Consider the following 25,473-nt stretch of genomic DNA (forward strand, 5'->3'; position numbering starts at 1 on the left):
ACTGACCTCTCCCCGCCCCTCGCCCATTGTGGGAGAGGGGAAAGAGCAGCGTTCTTACTGCGTCAGCGCTGTGTCCGAGGGCCGCTTGTTGAAGTCGCACTTGCCGGTGACGTTGTAGAAAAAGTCGGCATTCGAGGACGGAGTCGGCACCGTTGTGCCACCGTCTTCCCAGGCTTGATAGCTGGTGACGCCGCAAGGCACGATGGAGAAGATGTCGACCTTCGTCCCGGTTGCGGTCTCGACCAGGCTGTTCGCGTCCACCCCGCTATAGAGCCGGTTGGAGGTGCTCGCATCGTCCGACTTGAGGTATTGCGGGTTGCCCGATGGCACGTACATCTGCAGAGAGAGGCCGCCCATCTGGCTGACATCGATCGCCGCGCCGGCGCTGTTGGCCGGATACATGGTGTCGACGCAGGTTGTCGAATATTTCTTGTTGCCACTGGTCTGGAGGATTGCATTGGCGGGCAAACCGTTGAAAGTGCTCACGATGGCGGTCGTGCAAACTTGCGACTGGACCAGCGTCTTGATGTCGGCGCCACCATTGTTGGTGATCGTATACACGTTCGTGGTGCCGTAGCCCTTCGGGTCCCCGAAGCCGTTATAGGTATACTCGATGGACATCAGCGGCTTGGCCGTCGTCGCTCCGAATTGCGTGCCGTAGAGCGTCATCGTCTTGTTCCACCAGCCCGACACCTTGGAGATCTTGAAGCTCGCATTGACCAGCGCCGGCGGCTTGCTGACCGCCGACGCGACGGTAACCGGCACGGAGTCGATCCTGGCGATCTGCATGAATGTGGTCGGCATGGAGAAAGTTGCCGTGGCCTGGCCGGTGGCGGCGACGGTGGTGGTACCAGCCACAAAATTGTTCAGCGTCGCAGTGCCCAGGCCACCATTGGCGATGAAGGAATCCTGCAGCGCCGTCTGGCGCTGCGCCAGCGTCGAGGTGGTGTCCATGGTGGTGATCGACAGCAGCGCGGCATCCAGAGCCTGCTGCTGGTTGGACCGGGTTTGGATCGCGCTGGTATAGTCAACCGAGAAGCCGACCGCGGATATAAGAGGCACCATCATGAGAAAGAACAGCGGCATCATCGAGCCGCTGCGCGAACGGGCAAACCCGCCTGCAAGTTTCAGCATTTTCTTACCCCCAGAGACATTAGTGGCTGTGCAGATACCACACAGCCTGCAAAGCAAGGTCTAATGGGATCGATAAATGTTTAAGCATCTCTGGCCGCCGGGCCGGTATTCTCGATTTTTCGGCTCCTTTCACCGGTTTGCGATCACCTGGGCAGCCCTTGCGCCGCAAGCCTTGCCGCCGCTTGCCGCCCCTGCTAAAGCGCGCGGATGAGCACGCCCCTCGACCACATCCGCAATTTCTCCATCGTCGCCCATATCGACCATGGCAAATCCACGCTTGCCGACCGGCTGATCCAGTCCACCGGCGGGCTGGAGCTGCGCGACATGAAGGAGCAGGTGCTGGACTCGATGGATATCGAGCGCGAGCGCGGCATCACCATCAAGGCGCAGACGGTGCGGCTGAAATACCGCGCCAACAATGGCGAGGACTATATCCTCAACCTGATCGACACGCCCGGACATGTCGACTTCGCCTATGAAGTGTCGCGTTCGCTCGCCGCCTGCGAGGGCTCGCTGCTGGTTGTCGACGCCTCGCAAGGCGTCGAGGCGCAGACGCTGGCCAATGTCTACCAGGCGATCGACAACAACCACGAGATCGTCGTGGTGCTGAACAAGGTGGACCTGCCGGCCGCCGAGCCGGAGCGCATCCGCGAGCAGGTCGAGGAGGTGATCGGCATCGACGCCTCCAACGCCGTGCTGATCTCGGCCAAGACCGGCCTTGGCATTCCCGATGTACTGGAAGCCATCGTCCACCAATTGCCGCCGCCGCGCGAGGGCGATGCGACCGCACCGTTGAAGGCCATGCTGGTCGACAGCTGGTACGACGCCTATCTCGGCGTGATCGTGCTGGTGCGCATCATCGACGGCGTGCTGAAGAAGGGCCAGACCATCCGCATGATGGGCACCGGCGCCAAATATCTGGTCGAGCGCACCGGCGTGTTCACGCCCGCCCGCATCAATGTCGACGAGCTCGGCCCCGGCGAGTTCGGCTTCTTCACCGGCTCGATCAAGGAAGTGGCCGACACACGCGTCGGCGACACCATCACCGAGGACAAGCGCGCCACCGCGCATGCGCTGCCCGGCTTCAAGCCGGCGCAGCCGGTGGTGTTCTGCGGCCTGTTCCCGGTCGACGCCGCCGATTTCGAGGATTTGCGCGCCGCCGTCGGCAAACTGCGCCTCAACGACGCGTCCTTCTCCTATGAAATGGAAACAAGTGCCGCGCTCGGCTTCGGATATCGCTGCGGCTTCCTTGGCCTGTTGCATCTGGAAATCATCCAGGAGCGGCTGGAGCGCGAGTTCAACCTCGACCTGATCGCCACGGCGCCGAGCGTCGTCTACCGGCTGCTCTTGACCGACGGCTCGACGAAGGAACTGCACAACCCGGCCGACATGCCCGACGTGGTGAAGATCTCGGCGATCGAGGAGCCGTGGATCCGCGCCACGATCCTGACCCCCGACGACTATCTCGGCGGCATCCTGAAACTTTGCCAGGACCGGCGCGGCATCCAGGCCGACCTGTCCTATGTCGGCAAACGCGCCATGCTGACCTACGATCTGCCGCTCAACGAAGTCGTTTTCGACTTTTATGATCGCCTGAAGTCGATCTCCAAGGGCTACGCCTCGTTCGACTATCACCTGACCGACTACAGGGAAGGTGACCTGGTGAAGATGTCGATCCTGGTCAATGAAGAGCCGGTCGACGCGCTGTCCATGCTGGTGCACCGCACGGCGGCGGAAAAGCGCGGCCGGCAGATGTGCGAGAAGCTGAAGGAGCTGATCCCGCACCATCTGTTCAAGATCCCGATCCAGGCCGCGATCGGCGGCAAGGTCATCGCGCGCGAAACCATCTCCGCGCTGCGCAAGGACGTGACCGCCAAGTGCTACGGCGGCGACGTCTCGCGCAAACGCAAGCTGCTGGACAAGCAGAAAGAAGGCAAGAAGCGGATGCGCCAGTTCGGCAAGGTGGATATCCCCCAGGAGGCGTTTATTCAGGCCTTGAAGATGGGGGATTGAGAAGGCTGAGCCTGTTTAAAGGAATGTTGGTCGACAGCCTGAAAAGCCGTCTGTTTGCCTAGCGACGAGTTGGGGGCGCACCCTGATACAACTGGCATGCCTATTGGGCACGCCAGTTGATCAACTCAACGCAAATTCATGATTGCATCCAGGTCGGCGTCACTATTCACGCCCAAGACGGTATAGCCTTTGACCGTTAGATTTATGACCAAGAGCAAATCCCTTGTGGCGTCAAACTTCGAACCACTGTTTATCGCGCTAGCGAGTTCTGATGAGGTGGTTTCTGTTGATTCCAACGTGAAGAACGAGGTCGTCTGCTTCCAATAATGCCGTCCTACGGCTTTGCTCTGGATAGTATCGTTAAGCGAGTTCCAGCGCTCGGAATACGAACCATACACACTCTGTTCATCTGCAATACGGAACGAAATCACGAAAATAGACATAAAGGTTTCCTTATGTGGAGACCTTTGGCCGGCTTGACAGAGAGTCAAATGCGATTCATGGTTCGCGTGTGTCTTCGACCAGCCGCAATCCGACCAAAGGTTTTGCGGTTTTCGACACGGAGCCGGGGTTGCCGCCCCGGCTTTGTCGTGTCGAGAATCAGCAAGTGCCAATTCAGCTGGAAACTAATGGCGAGTCGTTCTTGGCCGTCAAGCGTTTAGAAATGACGCTTTTCCGTTGTTCACGAATTATGGGCATTCTTTCCAACAAAAGAACCGCAAAACATCACTTCTTCGCAGAATATTTGCCGTTCTTTATAAGCGGCCAAGCGTCGACGTATGGCATAATTTGATTGTGTCTTGCTTTCCAGTGAGCATCAATTCCATCCCACCCGTTGCCTTGAAAAACGTGTTGGCATTCAGGACAAATATTTAGTCCTGGGCGAGCGCTCAGCACTTTCTTCAACGCGCGATCAGAGATTTGCCTTGACTCGTCGTGCTTAAGTTCCTGTGCTACCCTCTCAAGCCCGTCAGCCTTCGTTTCTTGCCTGCCTTCTGTGTCTGTCATTGAATGAGCCTCCCAGGCGAAGTTCCACCATATGGCTACGTAGCATACATTGACGAATCCGGCGATGACGGGTTGCGGGCAGTTAAACCTTTGACAGTTCCCGGTTCATCGGAATGGTTGGTTTTGTCGGCTGTCGTTATACGGGCCGAGAACCAGGCCAAAGTTCCCGATTGGGTTGCCGGAATTAGATCCAATTTTCGCAATTCACAAACCTCCACTGTCCATTTCACAGACCTAAACGACGCCAAGAAGGCCATAGCTTGTGCTGCGATCAGTGGGATGGATGTTAGGTGCTTCGTAGTCGCCTCAAACAAAAAGAACATGCAAGGCTACAGCAATCCGTTCGCAGGCAAAATTCCGTCCTCAAACTGGTTCTATTGCTGGTTGACTCGCATACTCCTTGAACGGGTGACTCGGTTCGTGAGGGATAGAATTGTTCTGGAGCCACACACGCCACGGCACCTCCGTCTCGAATACAGTGCGCGCGGTGGACTACGCTATTCGCAGATGAACGCCTACTACGAATGGATGCGAATGAAGAGGCACAGCCCCTATTTGCCTTGGGGCTCAATTTGTTGGGAGGTTATGCATCCAGGCCTGCTGACCGTTTATCCGCATGATGAACGCGAGGGCCTGCAGTTGGCCGATATCGTTGCGAGCGCCTTTTTCAAAGCCTGTGACAAGCATGATACTGGCGGCTGTGATCCGAGTTTCGCAAAGCTGCTCGGAGGGAGAATGGGACGTTTTCCTGACAAACCTGGAGGTACAATCTCCGGCTTCGGCGTTAAGCTGATGCCTTCGATGAAGATGGCCAACCTCGATCTCGATCAGGCTGATATCTTCAAATTTTACGGATATCCAAAACAGTGGTGGGAGGACCCGGAGGCGTTTTCCTGATGACCGAATAGCCCCACATCTTAGGCTGTCGAGCGTATCATCGGGCGCCATGGGAATGAGACCCACAACCCGCGTTCCGGCGTCCTCACCGACAAGAAAGTTAGCCGATTTGGTCAAAAAAAGCAAACCAAATCAATAATTTACTGAAATACCTCGTAACCCATTGGTGTGACTCATTTTTTCAGCCACCACGGTCCTTCCGTTGAGATATCAGACCTCTATTCCTCCTCACTTTCCGCCTTGTCCTGCGAATATGTATCTTCTCCCCCGCTCGCCGGCACCTCCGTCGCCAGCGCACTGCTGCGCGAAACGCTCTGGACGATCGACGGCGCGGCACTGGTGGTCGCCACCGCGCTGCTCCACCTGAAATACCAGTGGCTGGGCAATGATCGTGTCGCCGCCGGCTTCCTGATCTTCCTCGCCGGCGGGACCCCTGCTGCTGGCCGGCAATGCGGCGGGGCTGGAGACCAGCGTGGTCTCCTATGTCGGCGGCATCACGCTTTGATGGTACCTGCCGGAGGCAGCCGGCCAGCGCGACGCTGAAGCTGCACGATCGGGATCAAGCCGTCGGTGCCGCGCCGCGCCGCTCGAGCGCGGTCTTGCGGATGATTTCCGCGATCTCCGGGCTGCTGCTGCACAGCATCTGGAAATCCGCCGCGTGCAGCGACAGGAGTGAGACCGCCGTTGCGGCGTTGACGGTCGCCGAACGCGGTTCGCCGCTGATCAGCGCCATCTCGCCGAAGAAGGCGCCGGGGCCAAGCTCCACCGGGTTCGGCGTCGCGACGCTGACGCGCCCCTCCACGACGAAGAACATCCGATCCCCGGGCTCGCCGCTGCGGCAGATCACGGCGCCCGCGGGCAGCGTGCGCGCTCTCAGCGCGCGCACGATCTCGACCAGCACGGCCGGGCCGAGTTTCTGAAACAACGGCACGGTGGCGACCAATTGCCAATTGCGGACGAAATCCTCGCGACGGATCTCTTGATAGAAGCCCGTGGCAAGAATGCCGGCCCAGAGCCCGAAGATGCCGATGCCACTCATCATGACCGCCCCGGCAAGGACGCGGCCGGGGAAGCTTTGCGGAATCGTGTCGCCATAGCCGGTGGTGGACAGCGTGACCACCGCCCACCACATGGCCTGCGGGACGCTGCCGAACTTTTCCGGCTGGATGTCGCGCTCGATGACATAGGCCGCGAGCGCGACGGCAAACAGAACGACGCCGAAGAGCGTGGTGACGCCGATCAGGTTGCGCGCTTCGTTGGCCAGGACCCTGCCCAGCACCGGGAAGAAAGTCGAGTCGCGCAGCGGTTTCAGCAGCCAGACAGCACAGTAGAGGCTCCAGTCGGGCGTGCGGACGAGCAGAAAGGCGGCGAGCGGAACCAGGACCGCGAGCACATCGATGGCGATTTTGGGCGTCCTGTCCCGTACGTCTCCCGCCCGGCGCCTGAGCAGCGTCGCGGCCAGTTGCAGGAGATAGGCGCCCCAAATGACAGCGAGCAGGGCAACCAGGCCCAGTCTGCTTGGTCCGGACAGGCCTGGTATCGTGAGCGCGGCCACCGCCAGCAAGCCAGGCGCGGCCAGCACCGCGTTGAGCGGCGCGTAAATCCTCAGGAAAGGCAGTACCGACATTCCATGCCCATGAGCGGCTGCGACCCGCCAAAATAGGATGGCTTCAGGGCAAGCGTAAAGGTGCCTGCTGCGATGGGCCAATATCGGTTCTCGGGCAAGGCTGACCTTGTCGGCCGTGGGTGCCGCGGACGGCTCTCGCGCAGTCTCCGCTCTTTTTCTCCTTCACGCCCCTGTCGATTTCGAGCTGACACCGGAGCCGCGCGGGGAACAGGCAAGAGCGCATCGCCAACGGCGGGCATTGGATCAGACACCGCCCTGCTGTATCCTGAGGCAGCTTGGGGGAAACATCACATGCGCACCACGTCAGACACTGCCGCCGCAATCGGCCTCGCCATCGGCGGCGCCTTCGGCCTCGCCGGCACCTTCGTCGCCAGCGCTCCGCTGCGCGAAACACTCTGGACGATCGACGGCGTGGCGCTCGTCGTGGCGACCGCGCTGCTCACCATGAAATACCAGCGGCTCGGCAATGATTGCGTCGCCGCGGGCTTCCTGACCTTCCTGGCCGGCGAGAGCCTGCTACTGGCCGGCAACGCGGCGGGGCTGCAGGCCAGCGTGCCCTCCTATGTCGGCGGCATTTCGCTGTGGGCAGCGGGGCTGGTGATGGTCAGCGCGCCGAAGATTTTCGCGCCGTGGATGCGGCTCACCGCTGGCGTGGCCGCCCTGCTGTTCGTCGTCTCGGCTTGCATGGTCCTGTGGGGCGCGCCCCTGCTGCCGACCTCGGCGCCGCTGCCCGCCGCCGGCTACCCGTTCCTGGTGCTGACTTTTGTCGGGTGGATCTGGACGCTGGTGAGGGATGGGCGGTAGCGCTGTCCGCTGTCGTCGAAATCCGCGACAGGAAGACAAGCGTCGGCGCCGCCCCTCATCTGGCTGCCGCCATCTTCTCCCCGTAAACGGGGCGAAGGGGCTGCTATCGCCGATTTCGCCAATCGCAACCGTTTGCAAAGAAGGTGCCGACGGTGAGGCCAGCTTCTCTCGCCCCGTTTACGGGGAGAGATGTCCGGCAGGACAGTGAGGGGCGGCGCTAGCGGTGAAGGTACGGCGCAGGGCCCGGCGCCGCTGTCCTTCCCCCCTTGTGGGGGAAGGTGGATCGGCGCGCTGGCGCCGAGACGGATGAGGGGTGTTCCAGCGGCGTGAGGCGGTGGTGTTTTCTGGTCGATTTGATGTCGATGTAGCGTCAAGCTGGAACACCCCTCATCCGACCTCGCTTCGCGAGGCCACCTTCTCCCGCAAGGGGAGAAGGGAAGACCAGCGTTGGCGTCACCCGGCCCTTCGCAGGCTCAGGGCGTTCGAGGCTCGGAAAGCCAAGCAATTGGCTTTCCGTCCGCTACGCGGACCGCCCCTTACCCCTCAATCCAAACCTTCTCGAAATGCTGTTCCAGCGCCTGGTGCTGCTCACAGCCCTCAACGCCCTTGCGATAGGTCCGGTAGACCGAGCGCCAGTAGGGTTGGATGATGATGCCCGAGTCGCGCAGATTCTGCTCGATCTTGGCCATGATCTCCTTGCGGGCTTTGGCGTCGGGGGTGGCGAGCGCCTTGTCGAGGAGCTCGTCGAATTCCTTGCTGGCGTAGGCGCTTTCGTTCCAGGCGGCGCCGGATTTGTAGGCCAGTGCCAGCACCTGGACGCCGAGCGGGCGGCCGAGCCATTCGGTGCAGGAGAAGGGGTATTTGCTCCAGTCGTTCCAGAAGGTGGCGGCGGGCAGCACGGTGCGCTTGATCTTGAGGCCGGCCTCGCGCATCTGCGCGGCAATCGCGTCGCCGGTGGTCTTCTGCCATTCGACGTCGACCGAGATCAGCTCATATTCATGGTCCGCCTTGCCGGAAGCGGCGAGCAGTTTTTTCGCCTCCTCCATGTCGCGCTTGGCCGGACCTATATCGGCATATTCGGGGTGCATGGGGCCGACATGGTGGTTGTCCGCGGGTTTGCCCCGGCCGTCGAGGCCGAGCTTCAGCACGGCTGAGTTGTCGACGGCGAGCTGGGCGGCGCGGCGCAGCTTCACATCGTCATAGGGCGCGTTGCCGATGTTGAAGCGGGCGACGATGGTGGAGCCGGTGGCGATCTCGGAGTTCTTCAACCCCATCTTGTCGGTCTGCGAGACGGCGTCGGAGGCGGTTTCGTGGTCGGTGTCGATCTCGCCGGATTCGAAGGCCGACAGCATGGCGTTGGGATCGGAGCCGTAGTCGATCCACTGGATGCCATCCAGATAGAATTCGCCCTTCCACCAGGGCTTATCCCGGCGCTTCACCTCGGCACCGGTCTCGGCGTCCCATTTCACCAGTTGGCAGGGGCCGGTGGTGATGGCGAGCGCCTTCATGGGGTCGCCGTCGCCCTCATAGGAGCGGTGCATGATCAGCGCGGGGTAGTCGGCCATGCCGGCGATCAGCGAGATGTCGGGCTTCGGCAGGTTGAGCTTGACGGTGTAGTCGTCGACCTTCTCGATGCCGCCATCGACGACCTTCTTGGTGTCGGCATTGACCAGCGCGCCCATGCGCGCGGCGACCGAATTGCCGGCGACGCCGGCCTCGCACCAGCGGGTGAGGTTGTGGACGACATCGTCGGCGTTGAAGGTGTCGCCGTTCGACCAGGTGATGCCCTTGCGCACATGCAGGGTCAGCGTTTTGGCGTCGTCGCTCATCTCCCATTTTTCGAGCAGCCAGGGCTCGAAGGAAAAATCGGTGTTCCAGCGCACCAGATATTCGTTGCAGTGGCGGGCGACGTTGGACATTTCGACGCCGTCGAAGGTGCGTGGGTCCTTGAAACCCTTGACGTTCATGGCGACGCGCAAGGTGCCGCCCTTTTTCGGCTCGGCGGCACGGGCAGGCGTCGGGGCGAGGCCGCCGAGCGCCAGCGCGCCGGCGGCGCTGACGCCGAGGCCGGCCATCAGCGCCAGATATTCGCGGCGGTTGATGCCGCCGGTCTTGAAGTCGTCGGCGACGGGTTTGGCGCGCGGGTGCAATTTGCGGTCGGTCAGCATGAATTTCATCGTCGTTCCCTCTTGTTGGTGCATGCCGCCCAAAAGTGCGCAGCGGTTTTGGGACAACGGCATGCACGGAAGCAGGCTTGTCCCGACGAATCGCCAACGCGGGAGCGGCTGCGACCGCCGGGACGCCTTTGCCTGAGGCGGCGATGATAGGGCTGGGTGACGACGGGGAGTGTTCTGGAATCCGCAGGAGTTGTGCGGTGCTCCGCAGGCGGGGTGGCGGCCTGCTCTCTTCGTCATCCACGGGCGGAGCAGCCGCGTAGCGACGTCGCGGAGGCCCGTGGATGACGAAGTCGAGGGATGGCGCCCCTAACAAAAAACCCGGCGCGAGGCCGGGTTTTCAGAACATCCGTTGAGGCCGAGCTTCAGCTCGCCTGGACCTTCGACGCGGCCTGGTCTTCGGCGATCTTCTGCTGGAACATCTGCGCGAAGTCGATCGGGTCGAGCATCAGCGGCGGGAAGCCGCCATTGCGGGTCGCCTCGGCGATGATCTGGCGGGCGAAGGGGAACAGAAGCCGCGGGCATTCGATGAACAGGATCGGCAACATGTGCTCCTGCGGGAAGCCCGAAATGGCGAAGACGCCGCCATAGATCAGCTCGACATTGAACAGCACTTCCTGGTCGAAGGAGGCCTTGGCGTTCAGCGTCAGGTTGACGTCGAACTGCTTGTCGGACAGCGGGTTGGCGTTGACGTTGACGTTGATGGCGATGCCGGGCGCCTTGTCGCGGCCGCGCAGCGAGTTCGGCGCGCCGGGGCTTTCGAAGGACAGGTCCTTCACATACTGGGCGAGCACGTTGAGCGACGGCTGCGCCGCATTGCCGTTTCCGTTGGCTGCGCCGGTCGGCGCGTCATCATTGCTGGCCATGAGCCTTATATCCTTTTCCCCTGGGCAGCGTTGCTGACCGAATTGAAATCGGGCGTTCGCTACCATGGCCGGCATGACAAGACAAGGTTTGCCGCCTTGGGTCTCCTCATGTCGTCATCCCAGGGCGAAGCAGCCGCGCAGCGGCGTCGCGGAGACCCTGGGATCCATGCCGCGACCTTGCTGACAGGTGCAGCGGCTTAATGCTCACAACCGCGCTCGGGGTGAATATCCTCCGCCGCAGCGGCGTTCAGAGGTCGCGGCATGGATCCTAGGGTCTGCGCCGCGTCGCTTCGCTCCTTGCTCCGCCCTAGGATGACGAAGCGACGGATCGCCGCCTCCTAATCATCCTTCAGACGCCGCCACGGCGAGTTGTGATCCGGCCCGCGTTTCAAATCGTCCTCGCGCGAATAGTCGCCGTCGTCGAGGTCGATGACCTTGTCGCGCGGCCGGCCGCGAAAACCGCCGGCGGAGAAATCCGTGGCCACGACGATGCGGCCCTTGAACCGGCGCCAGGCCAGGTCGCGCACCGGCGGCAGGAACAGGAGCAGGCCGATAATATCCGTGATGAAGCCGGGGATGATCAGAAGGATCGCGGCGACCACGATCATGGCGCCGTGGGCAAGTTGGCGGCTGGGATCATGGCCGGCGTCCATCTCGGCGCGCACCCGCGCCATGACGCCGAAACCCTGGTGCCGGAGCAACAGCACGCCGGCGATGCTCGAGGCCAGCACCAGGCCGACCGTCGCCAGCGCGCCGACCTCGCGGCCGACGATGACGAAACCGGCGATTTCCAGCAGCGGCAGGGCGAGGAGAAAAAGGGGAAGCAGCGAAATGCGCAAGTCTTGCCAACCTTCCGGTCGTTGGTCGTTTCGATTGTTTTGGCCGTTGGCGGCAATCGCCGCTGGCACTGAGGCCGTTAGATAGGTATGCCTGCCTTTAATTTGAATGATTGCACCTTGCGTTCTATATGCTTTGAATGTTGAACGCTATGCGACCGCGGCCTGTTGGCCGGATGGTCCGGCCTAGAGGCAGGGATTGATTGGCGGAAGATATGGGCTTCTTCGACTTCGGCACGATTTTCTTCCTGATCGCGGCGGTGGTGATCTTCTTCCAGCTGCGCAACGTGCTGGGCCGTCGGACCGGTAGCGAGCGGCCGCCCTTCGACCCCTACACGGCGGCGCGCACCGACAAGGACGCCACGCAGAAGCCGGAAAATGTCGTTTCGCTGCCGCGCAAGCGGCTGCCGGGCGAGCCGGCGCCGGCCGACGCCTATACGGCGATCGACGCTTTCGCCAAGCCCGACACAGATCTCAACAAGGGCCTGCGCGCCATCAAGGACAATGACCCGTCCTTCGATCCGAAGGGTTTCATCGACGGCGCCAAGATGGCTTATGAGATGATCGTCATGGCCTATGCCGACGGCGACCGCAAAACGCTGAAGAACCTTCTGTCGCGTGAGGTGTTCGATGGTTTCGTCGCCGCGATCGGCGAACGCGAGGCCAAGGCCGAAAAAATCCAGTCCTCCTTCGTCGGCATCGACAAGGCCGACATCGTCTCGGCCGAGATGAAGGGCGGCGAGGCGCATGTGACGCTGCGTATCATCAGCGAGCTGATTTCGGCGACGCGCGACAAGGCCGGCACGGTGATCGACGGCGATCCGGAAACCGTGGCCGAGGTCAAGGATGTCTGGACCTTCGCCCGCGACACGCGCTCGCGCGATCCAAACTGGAAGCTCGTCGCCACCGAAGAAGAAGACTGAGTCCAGAACAGGCGGGCTCCGGTGTCGCTGTCGCCACTCCTTGTTGAAAGGTCCTTTGGCGACCTGCCCGGCTGGGGCGAGGACGATCATCTGGCGGCCTTCGAGGCCTTTCGCCGCTCCGCCTTTTATGTGCTGACAAAACCCTATCGCAGCGGTGCGCTCGGCATCGATTTCGGCGCCTTCGCCGAGGTCTATGCGCAGGCGCGCACGGCACCGCCTGAAAACCGGGCGGAGGCCCGCGCCTTCTTCGAGCGCCATTTTGTCCCGATGCTGGTCCCGCCCGAGACCGGCCCCGGCCTCGTCACCGGCTTCTACGAACCGCAGGTCGAGGCTTCGCCGGTGCGCACGGAACGTTTTGTCGTGCCGCTCTTGTCGCGGCCGGCCGATCTTGTCGATGTCGACGACGCCAACCGGCCTGAGGGAATGGACCCCTACCTCGCCTTCGCGCGCCGGACGGCGGATGGACTGGCCGAATATTTCGACCGTGGCACGATCGAACGCGGGGCACTGACGGGCCAGGGGCTGGAGATCGCCTGGCTGGCCGACAAGGTCGACGCCTTCTTCATCCATGTGCAAGGCGCGGCGCGGCTGGCCATGACCGACGGCCGGCTTTGCCGCGTCACCTATGCCGCCAAGTCGGGCCAGCGCTTTACCGGGCCGGGCAAGGTGCTGAGCGAATTGGGCGAGATCCTACTGGCGCAAGTGACGATGCAGTCGATCCGCGCCTGGTTCAAGGCGCATCCCCAGCGCATCGACGAGATCCTGTGGCAGAACCGCTCCTACATCTTCTTCCGCGAGGCTGACGTCGAGGACGCGAGCCTCGGCCCGATCGCCGCCGCCAAGGTGCCGCTGACGCCGGGTCGCTCGGTCGCGGTCGACCGGCTGCTGCACACTTTCGGCACGCCGTTCTACATCGACGCGCCGACGCTGACCGCCTTCGACGAAAAACCGTTCCGGCGACTGATGATCGCGCAGGACACCGGCTCGGCCATCACCGGGCCGGCGCGCGGCGACCTGTTCGCCGGTTCGGGCGATGCCGCCGGCGAAATCGCCGGCGTGGTGCGCAATGCAGCCGACTTCTACGCGCTGGTGCCGCGCGCGTTGGTCGGGGGCGCCTGATGAGCAAGCGTCCGGACAGGCTGAGCGAAGACGACCGGGTGTTGTGGAACCTGGTGGCGCGCACGGCCAAGCCGCTCAAGGGCAAAACCTCCGTCGACATCCCCGACCTGGCCGTCGAGGCCAAGCCGGCGGCGCCGCAGGCGACCCAGCCCGCGGCCAATGCGGCAGGTGCCGCAAAGCCGAAGGTGCAGCATGTCACGCACCGGCTCGACGAGCCGACGCTGGACAAACTGTCGAAGGGCCGGCTACCGATCGAGGGCCGCGTCGATTTGCATGGGATGAGGCAGGACGAGGCCTATTCGCTGCTGTTCTCGTTCCTGCACCGGGCGCATGCCGGCGGCATCCGTTATGTGCTGGTCATCACCGGCAAGGGTTCTTCCTCCGGCGGCGACGGTGTGCTGCGGCGCGCGGTGCCGGCCTGGCTGTCGACGCCGGCCTTCCGGCCGCTGGTCTCCAGCCACGACCATGCCGCCCGCAACCATGGCGGTTCGGGCGCGCTCTATATCAGGCTGCGGCGGACACGCTCATGAGGGCTGAAGGGCAGGTCGCATGACGCCGTTCGGCGAGAGGCTGCGGGCGCTACGCGCCGAGCGCGGCGTCAGCCAGAAGGACATGGCGGCGGCGATCGGCGTCAGTGCTGCCTATCTCTCGGCGCTCGAACATGGCCGGCGCGGTGCGCCGACCTGGACGCTGATCCAGAAGATCATCGGCTATTTCAACATTATCTGGGACGATGCCGAGGAGCTGGCGCGGCTGGCCGAAGCCTCACATCCGCGTGTCAGGCTCGACACGTCGGGTCTCAATCCCGCCGCCACCGAGCTCGCCAATCTCTTGGCCGAGAACATCGAGAAGCTGGACGAGGCGGAATTGCGCCGCATCACCGCATCGATCCGCGCCGCGCTCGGCCGGCTGAAGTAACGGGTTTGCCCGGATTTTGCGACGGCCGGATGTCTGCCTGATGGCAACACAGTGCCCGCCGGCGAAGCGCCAGCGGGCAACTGTGGCGAGATCAATACTTGCCGGCCGTGCTGCCGTTGGGGTTGCCGCCTTTGGTGCCCGGGCGGCCATTGTCATGATGGTCGCGGTCGTGGCCACCGCCCAGGCAGTCCGATGCGCCGGCAGTGCCGCAACAACGGCCGGCCCAAAGGTCATTGAGGTTGGTGTAGGAGCAGCTGACCGTCTGGTCGGCCATCGCGGATCCGCTCAGCGCCGACACGGCGGCGAAGGCGAGAAGGGTATTTCGCAGAAAAGCAGTCATTTGAAGTCTCCATGGTTGGGTTTCGTCGTTCACGGCTGTGTGTCGCCGGGTGGACGGAAATGGTTCACGGAGAGGTGGAGATTTTTTGGGAGGGATGCGCGGTGGAGCCCCCGGCCTTCGTCATCCACGGGTGGAGCGGGAGCGAAGCGGACGCGCAGACCCGAGGATCCATGCCGCGACCTGAAGGCGCCGCAACGGTGCGGAATGTAGGAATGCTCGAAGGAAGCCGGCGCCTGTTCTTGCGCCGTCGCGTCCTGCCTTGGTGTCACGGCATGGATCCCTTGGGCTGCGGAGCAGCTCCAGGGGTCTCCGCGACGTCGCTTCGCGACTGCTGCACCCTAGGATGACGAAGCGATGGGTGTGGCCGCCTCAAGCGGCCAACCGCGAACGCGCCCCCTATTCCACCGACCCGACCAGCACCTGCTGGCCGCCGCGGATGGAGACCCAGCGGCCGGTGTTGTCGATCGCCTGCCGCTTGAGGAAGCGGTAGCCGGTCTGGTCCCAGGCCTTGACCTTGTCGGTCAGATTGTCGAGCACATAGTCGCCCTTGTCGGTGCGCACGGTCAGCACCGAATGGCCTTCGCCATCGGGCTTGCGCACCACGGTGATGAGAAGATCGGACAGCGAGATGCCCATGCGGGACAGCCGGCGGCGCTTTTCCAGCACATAGTCCTCGCAATCGCCGACGCCCTTGTCGGGATAGGCCCAGACCTCGTCCTTGCCGTAAATGTCCATGTCGCTCATCGGCTTGACGGCGGCGTTGACCCTGGCGGTAACGCTGGCGAGCTTGCTCATCAGCCCATTGGTCATCCTGGCCGGTGCCAGATTGCTCGGACGGATCGAGCATTCGCCGGGGTGCAGCTTGCAGAAGTCATAGTGGCCGATCGGCTGCGAGGTGATGCCCCCGGTCGCCATCGCTCCGGCCGCCATTGCCGGCCAGCTTGCCGTGGCTGCCAGACCGGCCGCAGCCACGCATAAACGCAGCCTTCTCGCCATTGTTGAGGAATTCATTGTCCCCGCTCACCCTGTTGTTAACGAAACGTTAAGGGCGATCGGCAGTCCGTGTCAATTACGACGACGGGCTGATTGGCAGCATGGTTACCCGCGGGGAGGGACAGCGTCTATTGTGCAACAGAATCGGCCCTGACCCGATTTTGTCCCGGAATTGCCTACCGCCTGGCCGTGCGGACCAGCTTCGGCTTCACCGCGACGCGGTTCTGGCGGCCATAGCTGGTGACGAAGTCGACGATGCGCGGCACGATCTCGGAGCGGAAGCGCGAGCCGTTGAAGACGCCGTAATGGCCGACCGCCGGCTGCATGTAATGCGCCTTCTTGTCAGCCGGAATGTTGACGCACAGATCCTGCGCCGCCTTGGTCTGGCCGAGGCCCGATATGTCGTCGTTCTCGCCCTCGACCGTGAACAAAGCGACGTTGCGGATGGCCGAGGTATCGATGCGGGTGCCGCGATGCGTCATCTCGCCCTTGGGCAGGGCATGGCGCACGAAGACGGTGTCGACGGTCTGCAGATAGAATTCCGCCGTCAGGTCCATGACAGCCAGATACTCGTCATAGAAGTCGCGGTGTTTTTCGGCATTGTCGCCGTCATGCTTCACAAGGTGCATGAAGAAGTCCTTGTGGGCGATGATGTGGCGGTCGAGGTTCATGCTCATGAAGCCGGACAGCTGCAGGAAGCCCGGATAGACCTCGCGGCCAAAGCCCGGCTCCGGCCAGGGCGCGCGCATGATGACGTTGCCGCGGAACCAGTCGATGCCCTTTTCCTCGGCCAAAAGGTTGACCGCGGTCGGGTTGCGGCGGGTGTCGATCGGCCCGCCCATCAGGGTCATGGTCGACGGCACGAAGGGGTCGCCCTTGGTCTCCATCAGCGCCACCGCCGCCAGAACCGGCACGGAAGGCTGGCACACCGCCATCACATGGGTGTCGGGACCGAGCGCATGGAACATATCGATGATGTAGTCGATATAGTCGTCGAGATCGAAGCTGCCGTCGGCCAGCGGCACCATGCGGGCGTCGACCCAGTCGGTGATGTGGACATCGGCATGGGGCAGCATGGCGTCCACCGTGCCGCGCAGCAGCGTGGCATAGTGGCCCGACATCGGCGCCACGATCAGAAGCTTCGGATCCGGCTTGCGGCCGGCGGGAACAGCGCGCTCGAAGCGGACGAGATTGCAGAACGGCTTCGACCACACGGTTTTTTCGGTGACCGCGACGCTCTTCCAGTCGACGACGGTCTTGTCGAGGCCGAAGGTGGGCTTGCCATAGCGGCGCGTGGTGCGCTCGAACAGTTCGGCGCCCGCCGCGATCGAACGGCCCCAGGGTGTGTGCGAGAACGGGTTGAGCGGGTTGGAATAGAACATCCGCACCGCGTCGGCATAGAGCCGGGCCGGCTGCAGTGCCGCGTGGTTCATTTCATAGAGCTGGTAGAACATCGACAACCCCGCTGCTGCTGCGACCGAAGGGACGACGAGCAGCGCCGAGCCTCAAATGTCTCGTGGCGAGGTTAACAACTAATTGCTGCGATGCAATACATCACGTGGCGTGACCAATGGTTCTTTCGTCCAAAGCGTTGGAAATCAGCGGGGAATGGCCGAGCCGGCTCAATGTGCAGTGCCGAAATGTGAACGATATGTGTCCGGCCCTGCCGCCGGACTCGGGAGTAGGCTCAGACGCGCGCCACGCAGACAGCGGTCTGGCCGGAGCTGATGAAGCCAAGCTGTCCCGCGGCACCTTTGGACAGATCGAGCATACGTCCCCTGATGAAAGGGCCACGATCGTTGATGCGCACGATGACGCTGCGGCCGTTGTGCTGGTTGGTGACCCGCAATTTGGTGCCGAAAGGCAGCGTGCGGTGGGCGGCGGTCATCGCCGAGGGGTTCATGCGCTCGCCCGACGCGGTTTTCGAGTGCAGCGCGTACCAGGAAGCGCGGCCGCACTGGCCGGCGGCGGCGGTCGCCGAAGTGGCGGAAGCGCCGACCATCAGGCCAGCAGCGATCGTTACCGCGACAAGCGCGGTCTGTTTTGTATTATTCATATTTGAGGGGTGGCTCCGTTTTTGACAGACCCCAGCCGTTAGGTGCCGAATAAGGCAGGAAATGCGGCAAGCATCTGTCCGTTCCGTGGCGAGATCACACGTTTGGAGTCAGCAGGTAACAGTCTGTCAGGGATTTTCCGATGCGATTTGATCAATTCTCGATGATCTTCGGGCCGATATTGGAGATCGCTTTGACAAGATATCGGATTAATATCCAAGTAGAATCCGGCGTGATTTCGTCCCTTCCTTTGGCTCTTTCATCACGCCCACGGCGCCGCAAACGATCGACTTGAAAAGCGAGATCCGACAATGAGACTGACCAAAAATCTGCTGGCCTTGATTGTGCTGGCCATCGGTGCGCTGTGGTCGCTGCAAGGCATCGGCGTCGTCGGCGGCAGCTTCATGACCGGCCAGTCGCAATGGCTTTACATCGGCCTGGTCGCCATGCTGGTCGGCCTGGCCGGGCTGGTGTGGGCAAACCGGTAGGGCTTCGATGAAAAGGTCGACCCCCACTCCGTCGAGCTTCGCTCGACACCTCTCCCCGGGGGAGAGGAACGGCGCGCGACCTTATGCCGGCTGGCTAGCCTTGCCCACGACAGCCTAACCGAAAAGCCGGTCCAGAATCGTGCCCTCAAGCTGGGCGAGTTCGGGGGAGCCGCGCCGGCGCGGCCGGGCCACGGGGACGTCCAGGTCGAGCGCGATCCGGCCTTCGCTGATCACCACGACCCGGTCGGCGAGCGCAACGGCCTCGGCGACATCATGCGTGACCAGCACGGCGGTGAATTTCTGGGCGAGCCAGATGCGCTCCAGCAATTGCTGCATCTCGATGCGGGTCAGCGCGTCGAGCGCGCCGAGCGGCTCGTCGAGCGCCAGGATCTGCGGGTGGCCGACCAGCGCGCGGGCGAGCGCCACGCGCTGCTTCTGGCCGCCTGACAGCACCGAGGGCCATTCATCGGCGCGGTCGGCGAGGCCGACCTCGCCCAGAATGTCGAGCGCGCGTTGCCTTGCGTCCTGGCCAGCCGCGATGCCGGTCAGCCCGACCTCGACATTTTTGACCACGCTCGCCCAGGGCAGCAGGCGCGGCTCCTGGAACATGAAGCGGGTGCGGCTGTGGTCTTCTTCCTCGGCGCCCAGCGTCAACGACCCCGATGTCGGCCGGTCGAGCCCGGCCAGCAGCCTGAGCAAAGTGCTCTTGCCGCAACCGCTCTTGCCGATAACGGCAACGAACTGCCCGGCCGGCACGTCGAGGTCGATGCCGTCGAGCACGGTCTTATCGCCGAAGCGTTTTTCGACGCCCTTGAAGGCGAAGGCGCGGCGTCCTTCGACAGAAATCGCCGGGCGCGCCGGCGCTGGTGCTGCGACGAAGGAACGGACGGAGGTCAGGCTGGCGGCTGGCATCGGAACCTCATCCGTTCTGGAAGGCGGGATGCCAGCCGAGCGACAGCCGCTCGAGCAGGCGGGCGAGGCTGTCGGCGAGCTTGCCGAGCAGCGCGTAGATCAGGATCGACAGCACGACGACATCGATCAGCAGGAATTCGCGCGCCTGCATGGCCATGTAGCCGAGGCCCGAACTGGCCGAGATCGTCTCGGCGACGATCAGCGTCAGCCACATGATGCCGAGCGCATAGCGCAGGCCGACGAAGATCGCCGGCAGCGCGCCGGGCAGGATGACGCGGAAGAACAGCGCGCGCCGGTCCATGCCGTAGACACGGCCCATCTCGACCAGCAGCGGATCGACGCTCTGTATGCCAAGCAGCGTGTTGACGTAGATCGGAAAGAACACGCCGAGCGCCACCAGGAACAGTTTGGCTTCCTCGTCGATGCCGAACCACAGGATGACGAGCGGGATCAGCGCCAGGTGCGGGATGTTGCGGATCATCTGCAGCGTGGTGTCGGTCAGGCCGCGGCTGAGCCGCGACAGGCCGTTGGCGAGGCCGAGCGCGAAGCCGATCGAGCCTCCTATGGCAAAGCCGGCAAGCGCGCGCGCCGTCGAAACACCGATGTTGCGGATCAGTTCGCCCGACAGCGTCAGCCGCCAGAAGGCCTCGGCAACGGCGCTTGGCGCCGGCAGCACATTGGCCGGCATGACGCCGGCGCGGCTGGCAATCTCCCAGCCGGCAATCACCAGGACCGGCAGCACCCAGCCGATGGCGTTGGCGTGGAGGCGCGCGGAAAAGCTCATGAGGAGGGCTGCAGGCGGGCGGCGCCATGGAAGCCGACCGAGAATTCATTGGCGATGGCTTCGTGCACCCGCTGCCGGCTGGTGCCGAGCCCGAGCTTCGGGAACAGGAGCTCGGCGACGCGGTAGGCTTCCTCGAGATGCGGATAGCCGGAGCCGATGATGGTGTCGATGCCGATCGCCTGGTATTCGCGGATGCGCTGCGTAATCTGCTCCGGCGTGCCGACCAGCGCGGTGCCGGCGCCGCCGCGCACCAGGCCGACGCCGGCCCACAGATTGGGCGCCACGACCAGCCTGTCGCGGCGGCCGCCATGCAGTTCGGCCATGCGGCGCTGGCCGACCGAGTCCATCTGGTTGAGGAAGCGCGCCTGGGCATTCTCGATCTGGGCGTCGGTGACATGGCTGATCAGCCGGTCGGCGGCGCGCCAGGCTTCGTCCTCGGTTTCGCGCACGATGAAATGCAGCCGGATGCCGAAGCGCAATTTTCGGCCGCGCAGCGCTGCCCTCTTGCGCGCTGAGGCGAGCTTCTCGGCCACCTGCGCCGGCGGCTCGCCCCATGTGAGATACATGTCGACGAGGTCGGCGGCGAGATCCTGGCCGGCGTCGGACGATCCGCCGAAATAGAGCGGCGGCCGCTCCTGGCTCGGCAAAAGGTCGAGGCGGCCATTCTCGACGCGGTAGTATTTGCCGTCGAAATTGACGCGCTCGCCGGATACCAGGCCGCGCCAGATGGTCAGGAATTCATGCGCCTGCGCGTAGCGCTCGTCATGCGGCAGGAAGACGCCGTCGCCGGCGAGCTCGGTCGGATTGCCGCCGACCACGACATTGAGCAGCAGGCGGCCATTGCTCAGCCGGTCGAGGGCTGCCGTCTGGCGGGCGGCGAAGGTCGGCAATGTTACGCCGGGCCGCAAGGCGACGAGGAATTTGAGTTTTTCGGTGAGGGTGGCGAGGCCCGTCGCGGTGATCCAGGAATCCTCGCAATTCTGGCCGGTCGGCAGCAACACGCCGGGAAAGCCGAGCCGGTCGACGGCCTGGGCGATTTCCTTGAAATAGCCGAACTCCGGCGGCCGCTGCTGCTCTTCGGAACCGAGATAGGAACCGTCGCCATGCGTCGGGATGAACCAGAAGAAATCGAGCGGTGCGGTGCTGGCTGGCGTGGTCATGGCGGACTTCCTGGAGATGCAGGCACAAACGGCAACGGCGCCGGGCGGTCTCACCCGGCGCCGCGAGACAAAAGATCAGTTGCCTGGCGCGGTCCACACGGCGTCGGAGATGCGGACGGCCTTCGGGATCAGGCCGAGCTTGTAGAAGCGGTCGGCGGTTGCCTGCTGGCTGGCGACGATCTCGTCGGTGATCGGAAAGATGCCGAATTTGGTGCGGTTGGCGGCGATGGTCTGGGCGTCGAGCGGCACGCCTGTGACCTCGTGCAGCGCCTCGGCCACCTTGTCGCGGTTCTGGTCCGCCCATTTCGCCGCCTCGCCGAGCGCTGATATGGTGGTGGTGACGATCTCGGGATGCGCCTTGGCGAAATCCTTGTTGGCGAGGAAATAGGTGTGGACCTTGAGCACCTCGCTGGAGCGGGCCAGCACGCGCGGCTGATAGCGCGTTTCGGCAATGGCGAAGAACGGATCCCAGACCGCCCAGGCGTCGATCTGGTCGCTGGCGAAGGCGGCGGCCGCGTCGGCGGGGCTGAGATAGATCGGCGTGATCTGATCGTACGAAACGCCGGCCTTTTCCAGCGCGGCGACGAGTAGATTATGCGCAGAGGTGCCCTTGCCGACGCCGACGCGCTTGCCCTTGAGGTCGGCGACCGACTGGACCGGCGAGGCCGGCTTGACGAAGATCGCCTCGCCGTCGCCATTGGACGGCAATGCCGCCGCATAGACGATGTTGGCGCCGGCGGACTGGCCGAAGATCGGCGGCGCGTCGCCGGTCCAGCCGGCGTCGATGGCGCCGACATTGAGCGCCTCGACCAGCGGCGGCCCAGCGGTGAACTCGACCCACTTCACGGCGACGCCCTTGTCGCTCAGCGCCTTCTCGATCACCTGCTGCTGCCGGGCGATCACCGGCAGGCCGGTTTTCTGGTAGCCGATGTTGAGTTGCTTCAACTCCTGGGCCGCGGCGCCGAACGACAGGGCAACTGTCGCGGCGACAAGGCCGAGGCCGACAACGCATCTCGTCAGATTGAACATGGGTCCCTCTCCTTCGCTGCGGATCGGCGCCGGGAAATGTCCTCGCCGTTTGGGTGAGGGATAAAGCTAGGTAGTTCTATAAATTTAGTGGAGGAACGATTTTGCGAGTTACCCCTCGGAAGGGGAACCAATTTTCTAGGATTGGCGGGACAGCGCCCCCCTCAGCCCTCCCGGGCATCTCCCCCACGAGGGGGGAGATCGGCTGTCATCTAGGCTTTCGCCAATCTCCCAAACCGAAAGGAGGCGCGACAGCGAGGCTGCTAATCTCTCCCCCCACGTGGGGGGAGATGTCCGGCAGGACAGAGGGGGGGCGCGACAGAGCGCGACGCTCGTCATTGTCGCTGTCTTGGTGTGCCCCTCACTGCGACCAGTACTGCCAGGCCCAGTAAAAACTCTCGTCGTGCGGCGGCAGGCGGTCGCGCTCGGCGTCCCAGCGCACGGGTGCCGGCGATTGGCGATCGGTGTCGTCGAGCGGTTTGTCGCTGTGCCGCGTCAGGCGCAGCCGGGTCGCGAAGAAAGCGAACAATGCCGGGGCTGGATGGGCCATGGATGTCGAGCCTCCTGGGTTGATCATTCGCGTCCCGCCCACGGGACGAGCGCGCGCTCGATCCGGCGGATGGTGAATTCGAGCACGAAGGCGATCGCCGCAATGACCAGAATGCCCATGATCACCACGTCGGTGACCAGGAACTGCGCCGCCGACTGGATCATGAAACCCAGCCCGCGCGTCGCGGCCACCAGTTCGGCCGCGACCAATGTCGACCAGCCGGCGCCGAGCGCGATGCGCAGCCCAGTCAGGATCGACGGCAGCGCGCTGGGCAGGATGACGTGGTGGACCACTTGGCGCTTGGTCGCGCCAAGCGAGCGCGCGGCGTTGATGCGCTCCTGCGAGACGCCGCGAACACCCGATGCGGTCGACAGCGCGACCGGCGCCAGCATGGCGATAGTGATCACCAGGATTTTCGACGGCTCGCCAATGCCGAACCAGATGATGACCAGCGGCAGATAGGCGAGCGGCGGGATCGGGCGGAGAAATTCGAGCAGCGGATCGAAAATGCCGCGGCCGACGGTGCTGATGCCGATGGCCAGACCCACCGGCACTCCGATGAGAAGGGCCGCGACGAGTGCTGCAAATACGCGGCCAAGGCTGGCGACAGTGTGCTGCAGCAGCGTCGCATCGACGAAGCCATCCCTGATAACCACGATGAACTTGTTCCACACCGCGACCGGCGAGGGCAGGAACACCGGCGACACCAGTTGCAGGCGGGCCGACAGCGCCCACGCCGCCAGCACCACCAGTATGGTGACCGCGCTGATCATGCGCGCCGAAACGCCCCGGCGTTTCGGGCTCGGCCGCGACCACGGCACCGACAGGCCGTCGGTCTCTTCGGTGCTGGAGCCGGGTCGCTCGGTGTAGGAGGAAATGGTCATGCCGCCTCTCCCTCGAAGATGGCGTCGGTCAGTTCGCCGCGCGCCGCGGCAAAGGCCGGTTCGGCCTTGATCGCGCGGATGGCCTCGCCCGAGGCGTAGCGCCTGGAGAAGCCGGGCTCGAAGGTCCGCACCACGCGGCCCGGGCCTGGCGCCAGCACGACGATGCGGGTGGCGAGCACCAGCGCCTCCTCGATGCCGTGCGTGACCATCAGCACGCCGGCATGGCTTGCCGTCCAGAGGTCCAGCAGCGTCGTCTGCATGCGCTCGCGCGTCAGCGCATCGAGCGCGCCGAGCGGTTCGTCGAGCAGCAGGAATTGCGGTTCGGCAGCGAGCGCGCGGGCGAGGCCGACACGCTGGCGCATGCCGCCGGACAGCTCCCAGATGCGCTTGTCGCCGGCATCGCCGAGCTTGACCAGCGCCAGAAGCTCGTCGGCGCGGCGCGCCCGCTCGGCCGGCCTGACACCGCGCAGCCGCAGCGCGAAGGCAACGTTTTCGCGCGCGGTCAGCCAGGGAAACAGCGCATCGTTCTGGAACACCACGGCGCGATCCGAGCCGGGTGCCGTGATCGGCTGGCCATTGATCGTGGCACTGCCGCGTGCCGGCGTAACCAGGCCGGCAGCGACGTTGAGTAACGAGGTCTTGCCGCAGCCGGAACGGCCGACAAGCACGACGAAATCATCCCCGGCGACGTCGATCGACACACGCTCGACAGCAGGTGCCGACTGGCCCTCATACTGGATCGAGATCTTGTCGAGCACGAGATGCGGCATGGGGCCTCTCAGGAGGTCTGTTGAGATCCGCCCGCCCCGAAACCGCGCCTCGTCAGCGGTTCCGGGGCAGGCGGCACGCGCGGCGTCAGGGAAGGAGATCCCCGCGCGTTCAGGTGACGTCGGGCGCTCAGTTCGAGGCCAGCGCTTCGGTGACGTATTTCGACGTCACATATTTCGAATAGTCCGGCAGCACGGCGTCGACCTTGCCCTGCTCCTTGAGGAAGGCGGAGGCCGCCGCGACCGCCTTGACCGTGCCGCCGCCGAGGAACTTGTCGGAGGCCTGCTCTTCGAGCGTCGGGAAGACGTAGCCCTTCAGCAGCTCCGGCACCTCTTCCAGCTTCGCGCCGGTGAGCTTGGCGATCTTGCCGGCCTGCGGCGACGACACCGACCAGGCCTCGGGCTTGGCGAGGTACTCGGCATAGGCGGCGCCCGTCACCTTGACGAAGTCGCGCACCGCTTCCGGGTTCTTCTCGGCGAAGTCAGTGCGCACGATCCAGGCGTCGAAGGTCGGCGCGCCCCAGCCGGCGACCTGCGAGGAATCCAGCACCACCTTGCCTGATGTCTTGATCTGGCCGAGCGCCGGATCCCAGACGTAAGCCGCATCGATGTCGCCGCGGGCGAAGGCGGCGGCGATTTCCGGCGGCCTGAGATTGAGAATCTCAACTGACTTCGGATCGACATTCTCGTGCTTCAGCGCGGCAAGCAGGCTGTAATGCGTCGTCGAGACGAAGGGCACGGCGACCTTCTTGCCGGCGAGATCGGCGACCTTCTCGATGCCGGCGCCGTCGCGGGCAACCAGCGCCTCGGACGGCCCGATCAGGCCGACGACGAAGATGGTCTGGATCGGCAGTTCGCGGCTGGCCGCCGCCGCCAGCGGGCTCGAACCGACATAGCCGATATCGACCGAGCCGGAAGCGACCGCGGCGATGACGTCGGCGCCGGAATCGAATTTGCGCCAGTCGATGGTCGCCTTGGTGGCCTTTTCATAGACACCATCGGCCTGCGGCACTTTGGAAGGCTCGACCACCGTCTGGTAGCCGATGGTGATCTTCAAATCGTCGGCCAAAGCCGGGCCGAGGAAGGCAGCACCGGCAAGGGCGGCCGACGATAGCAGGAGAATGCGTCGCGAAATGGTGGACATCAAAGGGCTCCATGAAAACAGAGAAAACCGGATTGCCCTATAATAGTCAGCT

The 25,473-nt window shown here is 63.8% G+C and carries 28 protein-coding genes; 9 read left to right on the forward strand and 19 right to left on the reverse strand.

Going from position 1 to position 25,473, the window contains the following annotated elements; all coding sequences use genetic code 11:
* Positions 1-54 precede the first annotated feature (54 nt).
* Positions 55-1,134: a TadE/TadG family type IV pilus assembly protein gene (locus tag AC04SF_RS15080; RefSeq protein WP_488478444.1), complete on the reverse strand. Its 1,080-nt coding sequence runs from the start codon at positions 1,132-1,134 to the stop codon at positions 55-57.
* A gap of 207 nt (positions 1,135-1,341) precedes the next feature.
* Here AC04SF_RS15080 and lepA point away from each other — a divergent pair, with 207 nt between their 5' ends.
* A complete protein-coding gene (gene lepA, locus AC04SF_RS15085; RefSeq protein ID WP_488478445.1) occupies positions 1,342-3,147 on the forward strand; it encodes a translation elongation factor 4 in 1,806 nt (601 codons plus the stop codon).
* A gap of 125 nt (positions 3,148-3,272) precedes the next feature.
* Here the strand turns inward: lepA and AC04SF_RS15090 are convergent, their stop codons facing one another.
* Together AC04SF_RS15090 and AC04SF_RS15095 are read right to left on the reverse strand one after the other, a co-directional pair.
* Positions 3,273-3,590, reverse strand: coding sequence for a hypothetical protein (locus AC04SF_RS15090; protein ID WP_488478446.1), 318 nt, complete (start codon positions 3,588-3,590; stop codon positions 3,273-3,275).
* A 283-nt stretch (positions 3,591-3,873) separates the two neighbouring features.
* Positions 3,874-4,155 carry a hypothetical protein gene (locus tag AC04SF_RS15095; protein ID WP_488478447.1) on the reverse strand — a complete coding sequence of 94 codons (282 nt, stop codon included), beginning with the start codon at positions 4,153-4,155 and terminating at the stop codon, positions 3,874-3,876.
* Between the two features lie 3 nt (positions 4,156-4,158).
* Here AC04SF_RS15095 and AC04SF_RS15100 point away from each other — a divergent pair, with 3 nt between their 5' ends.
* Positions 4,159-5,052 (forward strand): DUF3800 domain-containing protein, encoded by an 894-nt coding sequence (locus AC04SF_RS15100; protein ID WP_488478448.1) that lies wholly within the window; start codon positions 4,159-4,161, stop codon positions 5,050-5,052.
* A 168-nt stretch (positions 5,053-5,220) separates the two neighbouring features.
* The gene (locus AC04SF_RS15105; protein WP_488478449.1) at positions 5,221-5,595 is read left to right on the forward strand and encodes a hypothetical protein; all 375 of its coding nucleotides are present in this window, start codon (positions 5,221-5,223) and stop codon (positions 5,593-5,595) included.
* Positions 5,596-5,611: 16 nt separating this feature from the next.
* Here the strand turns inward: AC04SF_RS15105 and AC04SF_RS15110 are convergent, their stop codons facing one another.
* Positions 5,612-6,679, reverse strand: coding sequence for a cyclic nucleotide-gated potassium channel (locus AC04SF_RS15110; RefSeq protein WP_488478450.1), 1,068 nt, complete (start codon positions 6,677-6,679; stop codon positions 5,612-5,614).
* 291 nt (positions 6,680-6,970) lie between these two features.
* On the opposite strand from AC04SF_RS15110, the gene AC04SF_RS15115 reads away from it, so the two are divergent.
* The gene (locus AC04SF_RS15115) at positions 6,971-7,483 is read left to right on the forward strand and encodes a hypothetical protein (protein WP_488478451.1); all 513 of its coding nucleotides are present in this window, start codon (positions 6,971-6,973) and stop codon (positions 7,481-7,483) included.
* 536 nt (positions 7,484-8,019) lie between these two features.
* Here the strand turns inward: AC04SF_RS15115 and AC04SF_RS15120 are convergent.
* The 3 genes from AC04SF_RS15120 to AC04SF_RS15130 form a co-directional block, all read right to left on the reverse strand.
* Positions 8,020-9,660: an ABC transporter substrate-binding protein gene (locus AC04SF_RS15120; protein ID WP_488478452.1), complete on the reverse strand. Its 1,641-nt coding sequence runs from the start codon at positions 9,658-9,660 to the stop codon at positions 8,020-8,022.
* Between the two features lie 362 nt (positions 9,661-10,022).
* On the reverse strand, positions 10,023-10,523 hold the full coding sequence (gene secB / locus AC04SF_RS15125; RefSeq protein WP_488478453.1) for a protein-export chaperone SecB: 501 nt from the start codon (positions 10,521-10,523) through the stop codon (positions 10,023-10,025).
* Positions 10,524-10,861: 338 nt separating this feature from the next.
* Positions 10,862-11,362: an FxsA family protein gene (locus tag AC04SF_RS15130; RefSeq protein ID WP_488478454.1), complete on the reverse strand. Its 501-nt coding sequence runs from the start codon at positions 11,360-11,362 to the stop codon at positions 10,862-10,864.
* Positions 11,363-11,574: 212 nt separating this feature from the next.
* Between AC04SF_RS15130 and AC04SF_RS15135 the strand changes: the two genes are divergently transcribed.
* From AC04SF_RS15135 to AC04SF_RS15150, 4 genes are read left to right on the forward strand one after another with little or no spacing between them, the layout of a single operon-like run.
* Positions 11,575-12,282 carry a Tim44/TimA family putative adaptor protein gene (locus AC04SF_RS15135; RefSeq protein ID WP_488478455.1) on the forward strand — a complete coding sequence of 236 codons (708 nt, stop codon included), beginning with the start codon at positions 11,575-11,577 and terminating at the stop codon, positions 12,280-12,282.
* 21 nt (positions 12,283-12,303) lie between these two features.
* Positions 12,304-13,401 (forward strand): murein transglycosylase A, encoded by a 1,098-nt coding sequence (gene mltA, locus AC04SF_RS15140; RefSeq protein WP_488478456.1) that lies wholly within the window; start codon positions 12,304-12,306, stop codon positions 13,399-13,401.
* Positions 13,401-13,931: a Smr/MutS family protein gene (locus tag AC04SF_RS15145; protein ID WP_488478457.1), complete on the forward strand. Its 531-nt coding sequence runs from the start codon at positions 13,401-13,403 to the stop codon at positions 13,929-13,931. Before mltA ends, AC04SF_RS15145 begins: the two co-directional genes overlap by 1 nt.
* A gap of 19 nt (positions 13,932-13,950) precedes the next feature.
* A complete protein-coding gene (locus AC04SF_RS15150) occupies positions 13,951-14,319 on the forward strand; it encodes a helix-turn-helix domain-containing protein (RefSeq protein ID WP_096452004.1) in 369 nt (122 codons plus the stop codon).
* 91 nt (positions 14,320-14,410) lie between these two features.
* Here AC04SF_RS15150 and AC04SF_RS15155 read toward each other — a convergent pair whose 3' ends face one another.
* From AC04SF_RS15155 to AC04SF_RS15170, 4 genes are all read right to left on the reverse strand, one after another.
* Complete coding sequence (locus AC04SF_RS15155) at positions 14,411-14,659, reverse strand: hypothetical protein (protein ID WP_096452002.1); 249 nt, start codon at positions 14,657-14,659, stop codon at positions 14,411-14,413.
* A gap of 396 nt (positions 14,660-15,055) precedes the next feature.
* A complete protein-coding gene (locus AC04SF_RS15160) occupies positions 15,056-15,670 on the reverse strand; it encodes a transglutaminase-like cysteine peptidase (RefSeq protein ID WP_488478458.1) in 615 nt (204 codons plus the stop codon).
* A gap of 158 nt (positions 15,671-15,828) precedes the next feature.
* Positions 15,829-17,106, reverse strand: a complete 1,278-nt coding sequence (locus AC04SF_RS15165) for a polyhydroxyalkanoate depolymerase (protein ID WP_488478459.1) — start codon at positions 17,104-17,106, stop codon at positions 15,829-15,831.
* A gap of 233 nt (positions 17,107-17,339) precedes the next feature.
* Positions 17,340-17,708 carry a septal ring lytic transglycosylase RlpA family protein gene (locus AC04SF_RS15170; protein ID WP_488478460.1) on the reverse strand — a complete coding sequence of 123 codons (369 nt, stop codon included), beginning with the start codon at positions 17,706-17,708 and terminating at the stop codon, positions 17,340-17,342.
* Between the two features lie 309 nt (positions 17,709-18,017).
* Between AC04SF_RS15170 and AC04SF_RS15175 the strand changes: the two genes are divergently transcribed.
* Positions 18,018-18,194 carry a hypothetical protein gene (locus tag AC04SF_RS15175; protein WP_172221835.1) on the forward strand — a complete coding sequence of 59 codons (177 nt, stop codon included), beginning with the start codon at positions 18,018-18,020 and terminating at the stop codon, positions 18,192-18,194.
* A gap of 114 nt (positions 18,195-18,308) precedes the next feature.
* Here AC04SF_RS15175 and AC04SF_RS15180 read toward each other — a convergent pair whose 3' ends face one another.
* The 8 genes from AC04SF_RS15180 to tauA form a co-directional block, all read right to left on the reverse strand.
* Positions 18,309-19,106 carry an ATP-binding cassette domain-containing protein gene (locus AC04SF_RS15180; RefSeq protein ID WP_488478461.1) on the reverse strand — a complete coding sequence of 266 codons (798 nt, stop codon included), beginning with the start codon at positions 19,104-19,106 and terminating at the stop codon, positions 18,309-18,311.
* A gap of 7 nt (positions 19,107-19,113) precedes the next feature.
* Positions 19,114-19,890 carry an ABC transporter permease subunit gene (locus AC04SF_RS15185; RefSeq protein ID WP_488478462.1) on the reverse strand — a complete coding sequence of 259 codons (777 nt, stop codon included), beginning with the start codon at positions 19,888-19,890 and terminating at the stop codon, positions 19,114-19,116.
* Positions 19,887-21,050: an FMNH2-dependent alkanesulfonate monooxygenase gene (gene ssuD, locus AC04SF_RS15190; protein ID WP_488478463.1), complete on the reverse strand. Its 1,164-nt coding sequence runs from the start codon at positions 21,048-21,050 to the stop codon at positions 19,887-19,889. The genes AC04SF_RS15185 and ssuD overlap by 4 nt, the downstream gene beginning before the upstream one ends.
* A 75-nt stretch (positions 21,051-21,125) precedes the next feature.
* The gene (locus AC04SF_RS15195) at positions 21,126-22,079 is read right to left on the reverse strand and encodes a sulfonate ABC transporter substrate-binding protein (RefSeq protein WP_488478464.1); all 954 of its coding nucleotides are present in this window, start codon (positions 22,077-22,079) and stop codon (positions 21,126-21,128) included.
* A 358-nt stretch (positions 22,080-22,437) separates the two neighbouring features.
* Entirely contained in the window at positions 22,438-22,626 is a 189-nt protein-coding gene (locus tag AC04SF_RS15200; protein ID WP_488478465.1) for a hypothetical protein, read from the reverse strand.
* Between the two features lie 23 nt (positions 22,627-22,649).
* Complete coding sequence (locus AC04SF_RS15205) at positions 22,650-23,510, reverse strand: ABC transporter permease subunit (protein ID WP_488478466.1); 861 nt, start codon at positions 23,508-23,510, stop codon at positions 22,650-22,652.
* Positions 23,507-24,280, reverse strand: a complete 774-nt coding sequence (locus AC04SF_RS15210) for a taurine ABC transporter ATP-binding protein (protein ID WP_488478467.1) — start codon at positions 24,278-24,280, stop codon at positions 23,507-23,509. The genes AC04SF_RS15205 and AC04SF_RS15210 overlap by 4 nt, the downstream gene beginning before the upstream one ends.
* A 127-nt stretch (positions 24,281-24,407) precedes the next feature.
* Complete coding sequence (gene tauA / locus AC04SF_RS15215; protein ID WP_488478468.1) at positions 24,408-25,421, reverse strand: taurine ABC transporter substrate-binding protein; 1,014 nt, start codon at positions 25,419-25,421, stop codon at positions 24,408-24,410.
* Positions 25,422-25,473 lie beyond the last annotated feature (52 nt).

This window comes from Mesorhizobium sp. CNPSo 4671 (assembly GCF_057784245.1).

What these genes read in the sequence shown, in the direction of transcription:
- AC04SF_RS15185 (WP_488478462.1), bottom strand. Translation starts at nt 19,890, where the DNA reads ATGAGCTTTTCCGCGCGCCTCCACGCCAACGCCATCGGCTGGGTGCTG.
- AC04SF_RS15095 (WP_488478447.1), bottom strand. Translation starts at nt 4,155, where the DNA reads ATGACAGACACAGAAGGCAGGCAAGAAACGAAGGCTGACGGGCTTGAG.
- AC04SF_RS15100 (WP_488478448.1), top strand. Translation starts at nt 4,159, where the DNA reads ATGAGCCTCCCAGGCGAAGTTCCACCATATGGCTACGTAGCATACATT.
- AC04SF_RS15200 (WP_488478465.1), bottom strand. Translation starts at nt 22,626, where the DNA reads ATGGCCCATCCAGCCCCGGCATTGTTCGCTTTCTTCGCGACCCGGCTG.
- AC04SF_RS15150 (WP_096452004.1), top strand. Translation starts at nt 13,951, where the DNA reads ATGACGCCGTTCGGCGAGAGGCTGCGGGCGCTACGCGCCGAGCGCGGC.
- AC04SF_RS15205 (WP_488478466.1), bottom strand. Translation starts at nt 23,510, where the DNA reads ATGACCATTTCCTCCTACACCGAGCGACCCGGCTCCAGCACCGAAGAG.
- AC04SF_RS15080 (WP_488478444.1), bottom strand. Translation starts at nt 1,134, where the DNA reads ATGCTGAAACTTGCAGGCGGGTTTGCCCGTTCGCGCAGCGGCTCGATG.
- AC04SF_RS15135 (WP_488478455.1), top strand. Translation starts at nt 11,575, where the DNA reads ATGGGCTTCTTCGACTTCGGCACGATTTTCTTCCTGATCGCGGCGGTG.
- AC04SF_RS15170 (WP_488478460.1), bottom strand. Translation starts at nt 17,708, where the DNA reads ATGAATAATACAAAACAGACCGCGCTTGTCGCGGTAACGATCGCTGCT.
- AC04SF_RS15175 (WP_172221835.1), top strand. Translation starts at nt 18,018, where the DNA reads ATGAGACTGACCAAAAATCTGCTGGCCTTGATTGTGCTGGCCATCGGT.
- AC04SF_RS15165 (WP_488478459.1), bottom strand. Translation starts at nt 17,106, where the DNA reads ATGTTCTACCAGCTCTATGAAATGAACCACGCGGCACTGCAGCCGGCC.
- AC04SF_RS15155 (WP_096452002.1), bottom strand. Translation starts at nt 14,659, where the DNA reads ATGACTGCTTTTCTGCGAAATACCCTTCTCGCCTTCGCCGCCGTGTCG.
- AC04SF_RS15120 (WP_488478452.1), bottom strand. Translation starts at nt 9,660, where the DNA reads ATGAAATTCATGCTGACCGACCGCAAATTGCACCCGCGCGCCAAACCC.
- AC04SF_RS15180 (WP_488478461.1), bottom strand. Translation starts at nt 19,106, where the DNA reads ATGCCAGCCGCCAGCCTGACCTCCGTCCGTTCCTTCGTCGCAGCACCA.
- lepA (WP_488478445.1), top strand. Translation starts at nt 1,342, where the DNA reads ATGAGCACGCCCCTCGACCACATCCGCAATTTCTCCATCGTCGCCCAT.
- AC04SF_RS15210 (WP_488478467.1), bottom strand. Translation starts at nt 24,280, where the DNA reads ATGCCGCATCTCGTGCTCGACAAGATCTCGATCCAGTATGAGGGCCAG.
- AC04SF_RS15195 (WP_488478464.1), bottom strand. Translation starts at nt 22,079, where the DNA reads ATGTTCAATCTGACGAGATGCGTTGTCGGCCTCGGCCTTGTCGCCGCG.
- AC04SF_RS15145 (WP_488478457.1), top strand. Translation starts at nt 13,401, where the DNA reads ATGAGCAAGCGTCCGGACAGGCTGAGCGAAGACGACCGGGTGTTGTGG.
- secB (WP_488478453.1), bottom strand. Translation starts at nt 10,523, where the DNA reads ATGGCCAGCAATGATGACGCGCCGACCGGCGCAGCCAACGGAAACGGC.
- AC04SF_RS15160 (WP_488478458.1), bottom strand. Translation starts at nt 15,670, where the DNA reads ATGAATTCCTCAACAATGGCGAGAAGGCTGCGTTTATGCGTGGCTGCG.
- ssuD (WP_488478463.1), bottom strand. Translation starts at nt 21,050, where the DNA reads ATGACCACGCCAGCCAGCACCGCACCGCTCGATTTCTTCTGGTTCATC.
- AC04SF_RS15115 (WP_488478451.1), top strand. Translation starts at nt 6,971, where the DNA reads ATGCGCACCACGTCAGACACTGCCGCCGCAATCGGCCTCGCCATCGGC.
- AC04SF_RS15090 (WP_488478446.1), bottom strand. Translation starts at nt 3,590, where the DNA reads ATGTCTATTTTCGTGATTTCGTTCCGTATTGCAGATGAACAGAGTGTG.
- tauA (WP_488478468.1), bottom strand. Translation starts at nt 25,421, where the DNA reads ATGTCCACCATTTCGCGACGCATTCTCCTGCTATCGTCGGCCGCCCTT.
- AC04SF_RS15110 (WP_488478450.1), bottom strand. Translation starts at nt 6,679, where the DNA reads ATGTCGGTACTGCCTTTCCTGAGGATTTACGCGCCGCTCAACGCGGTG.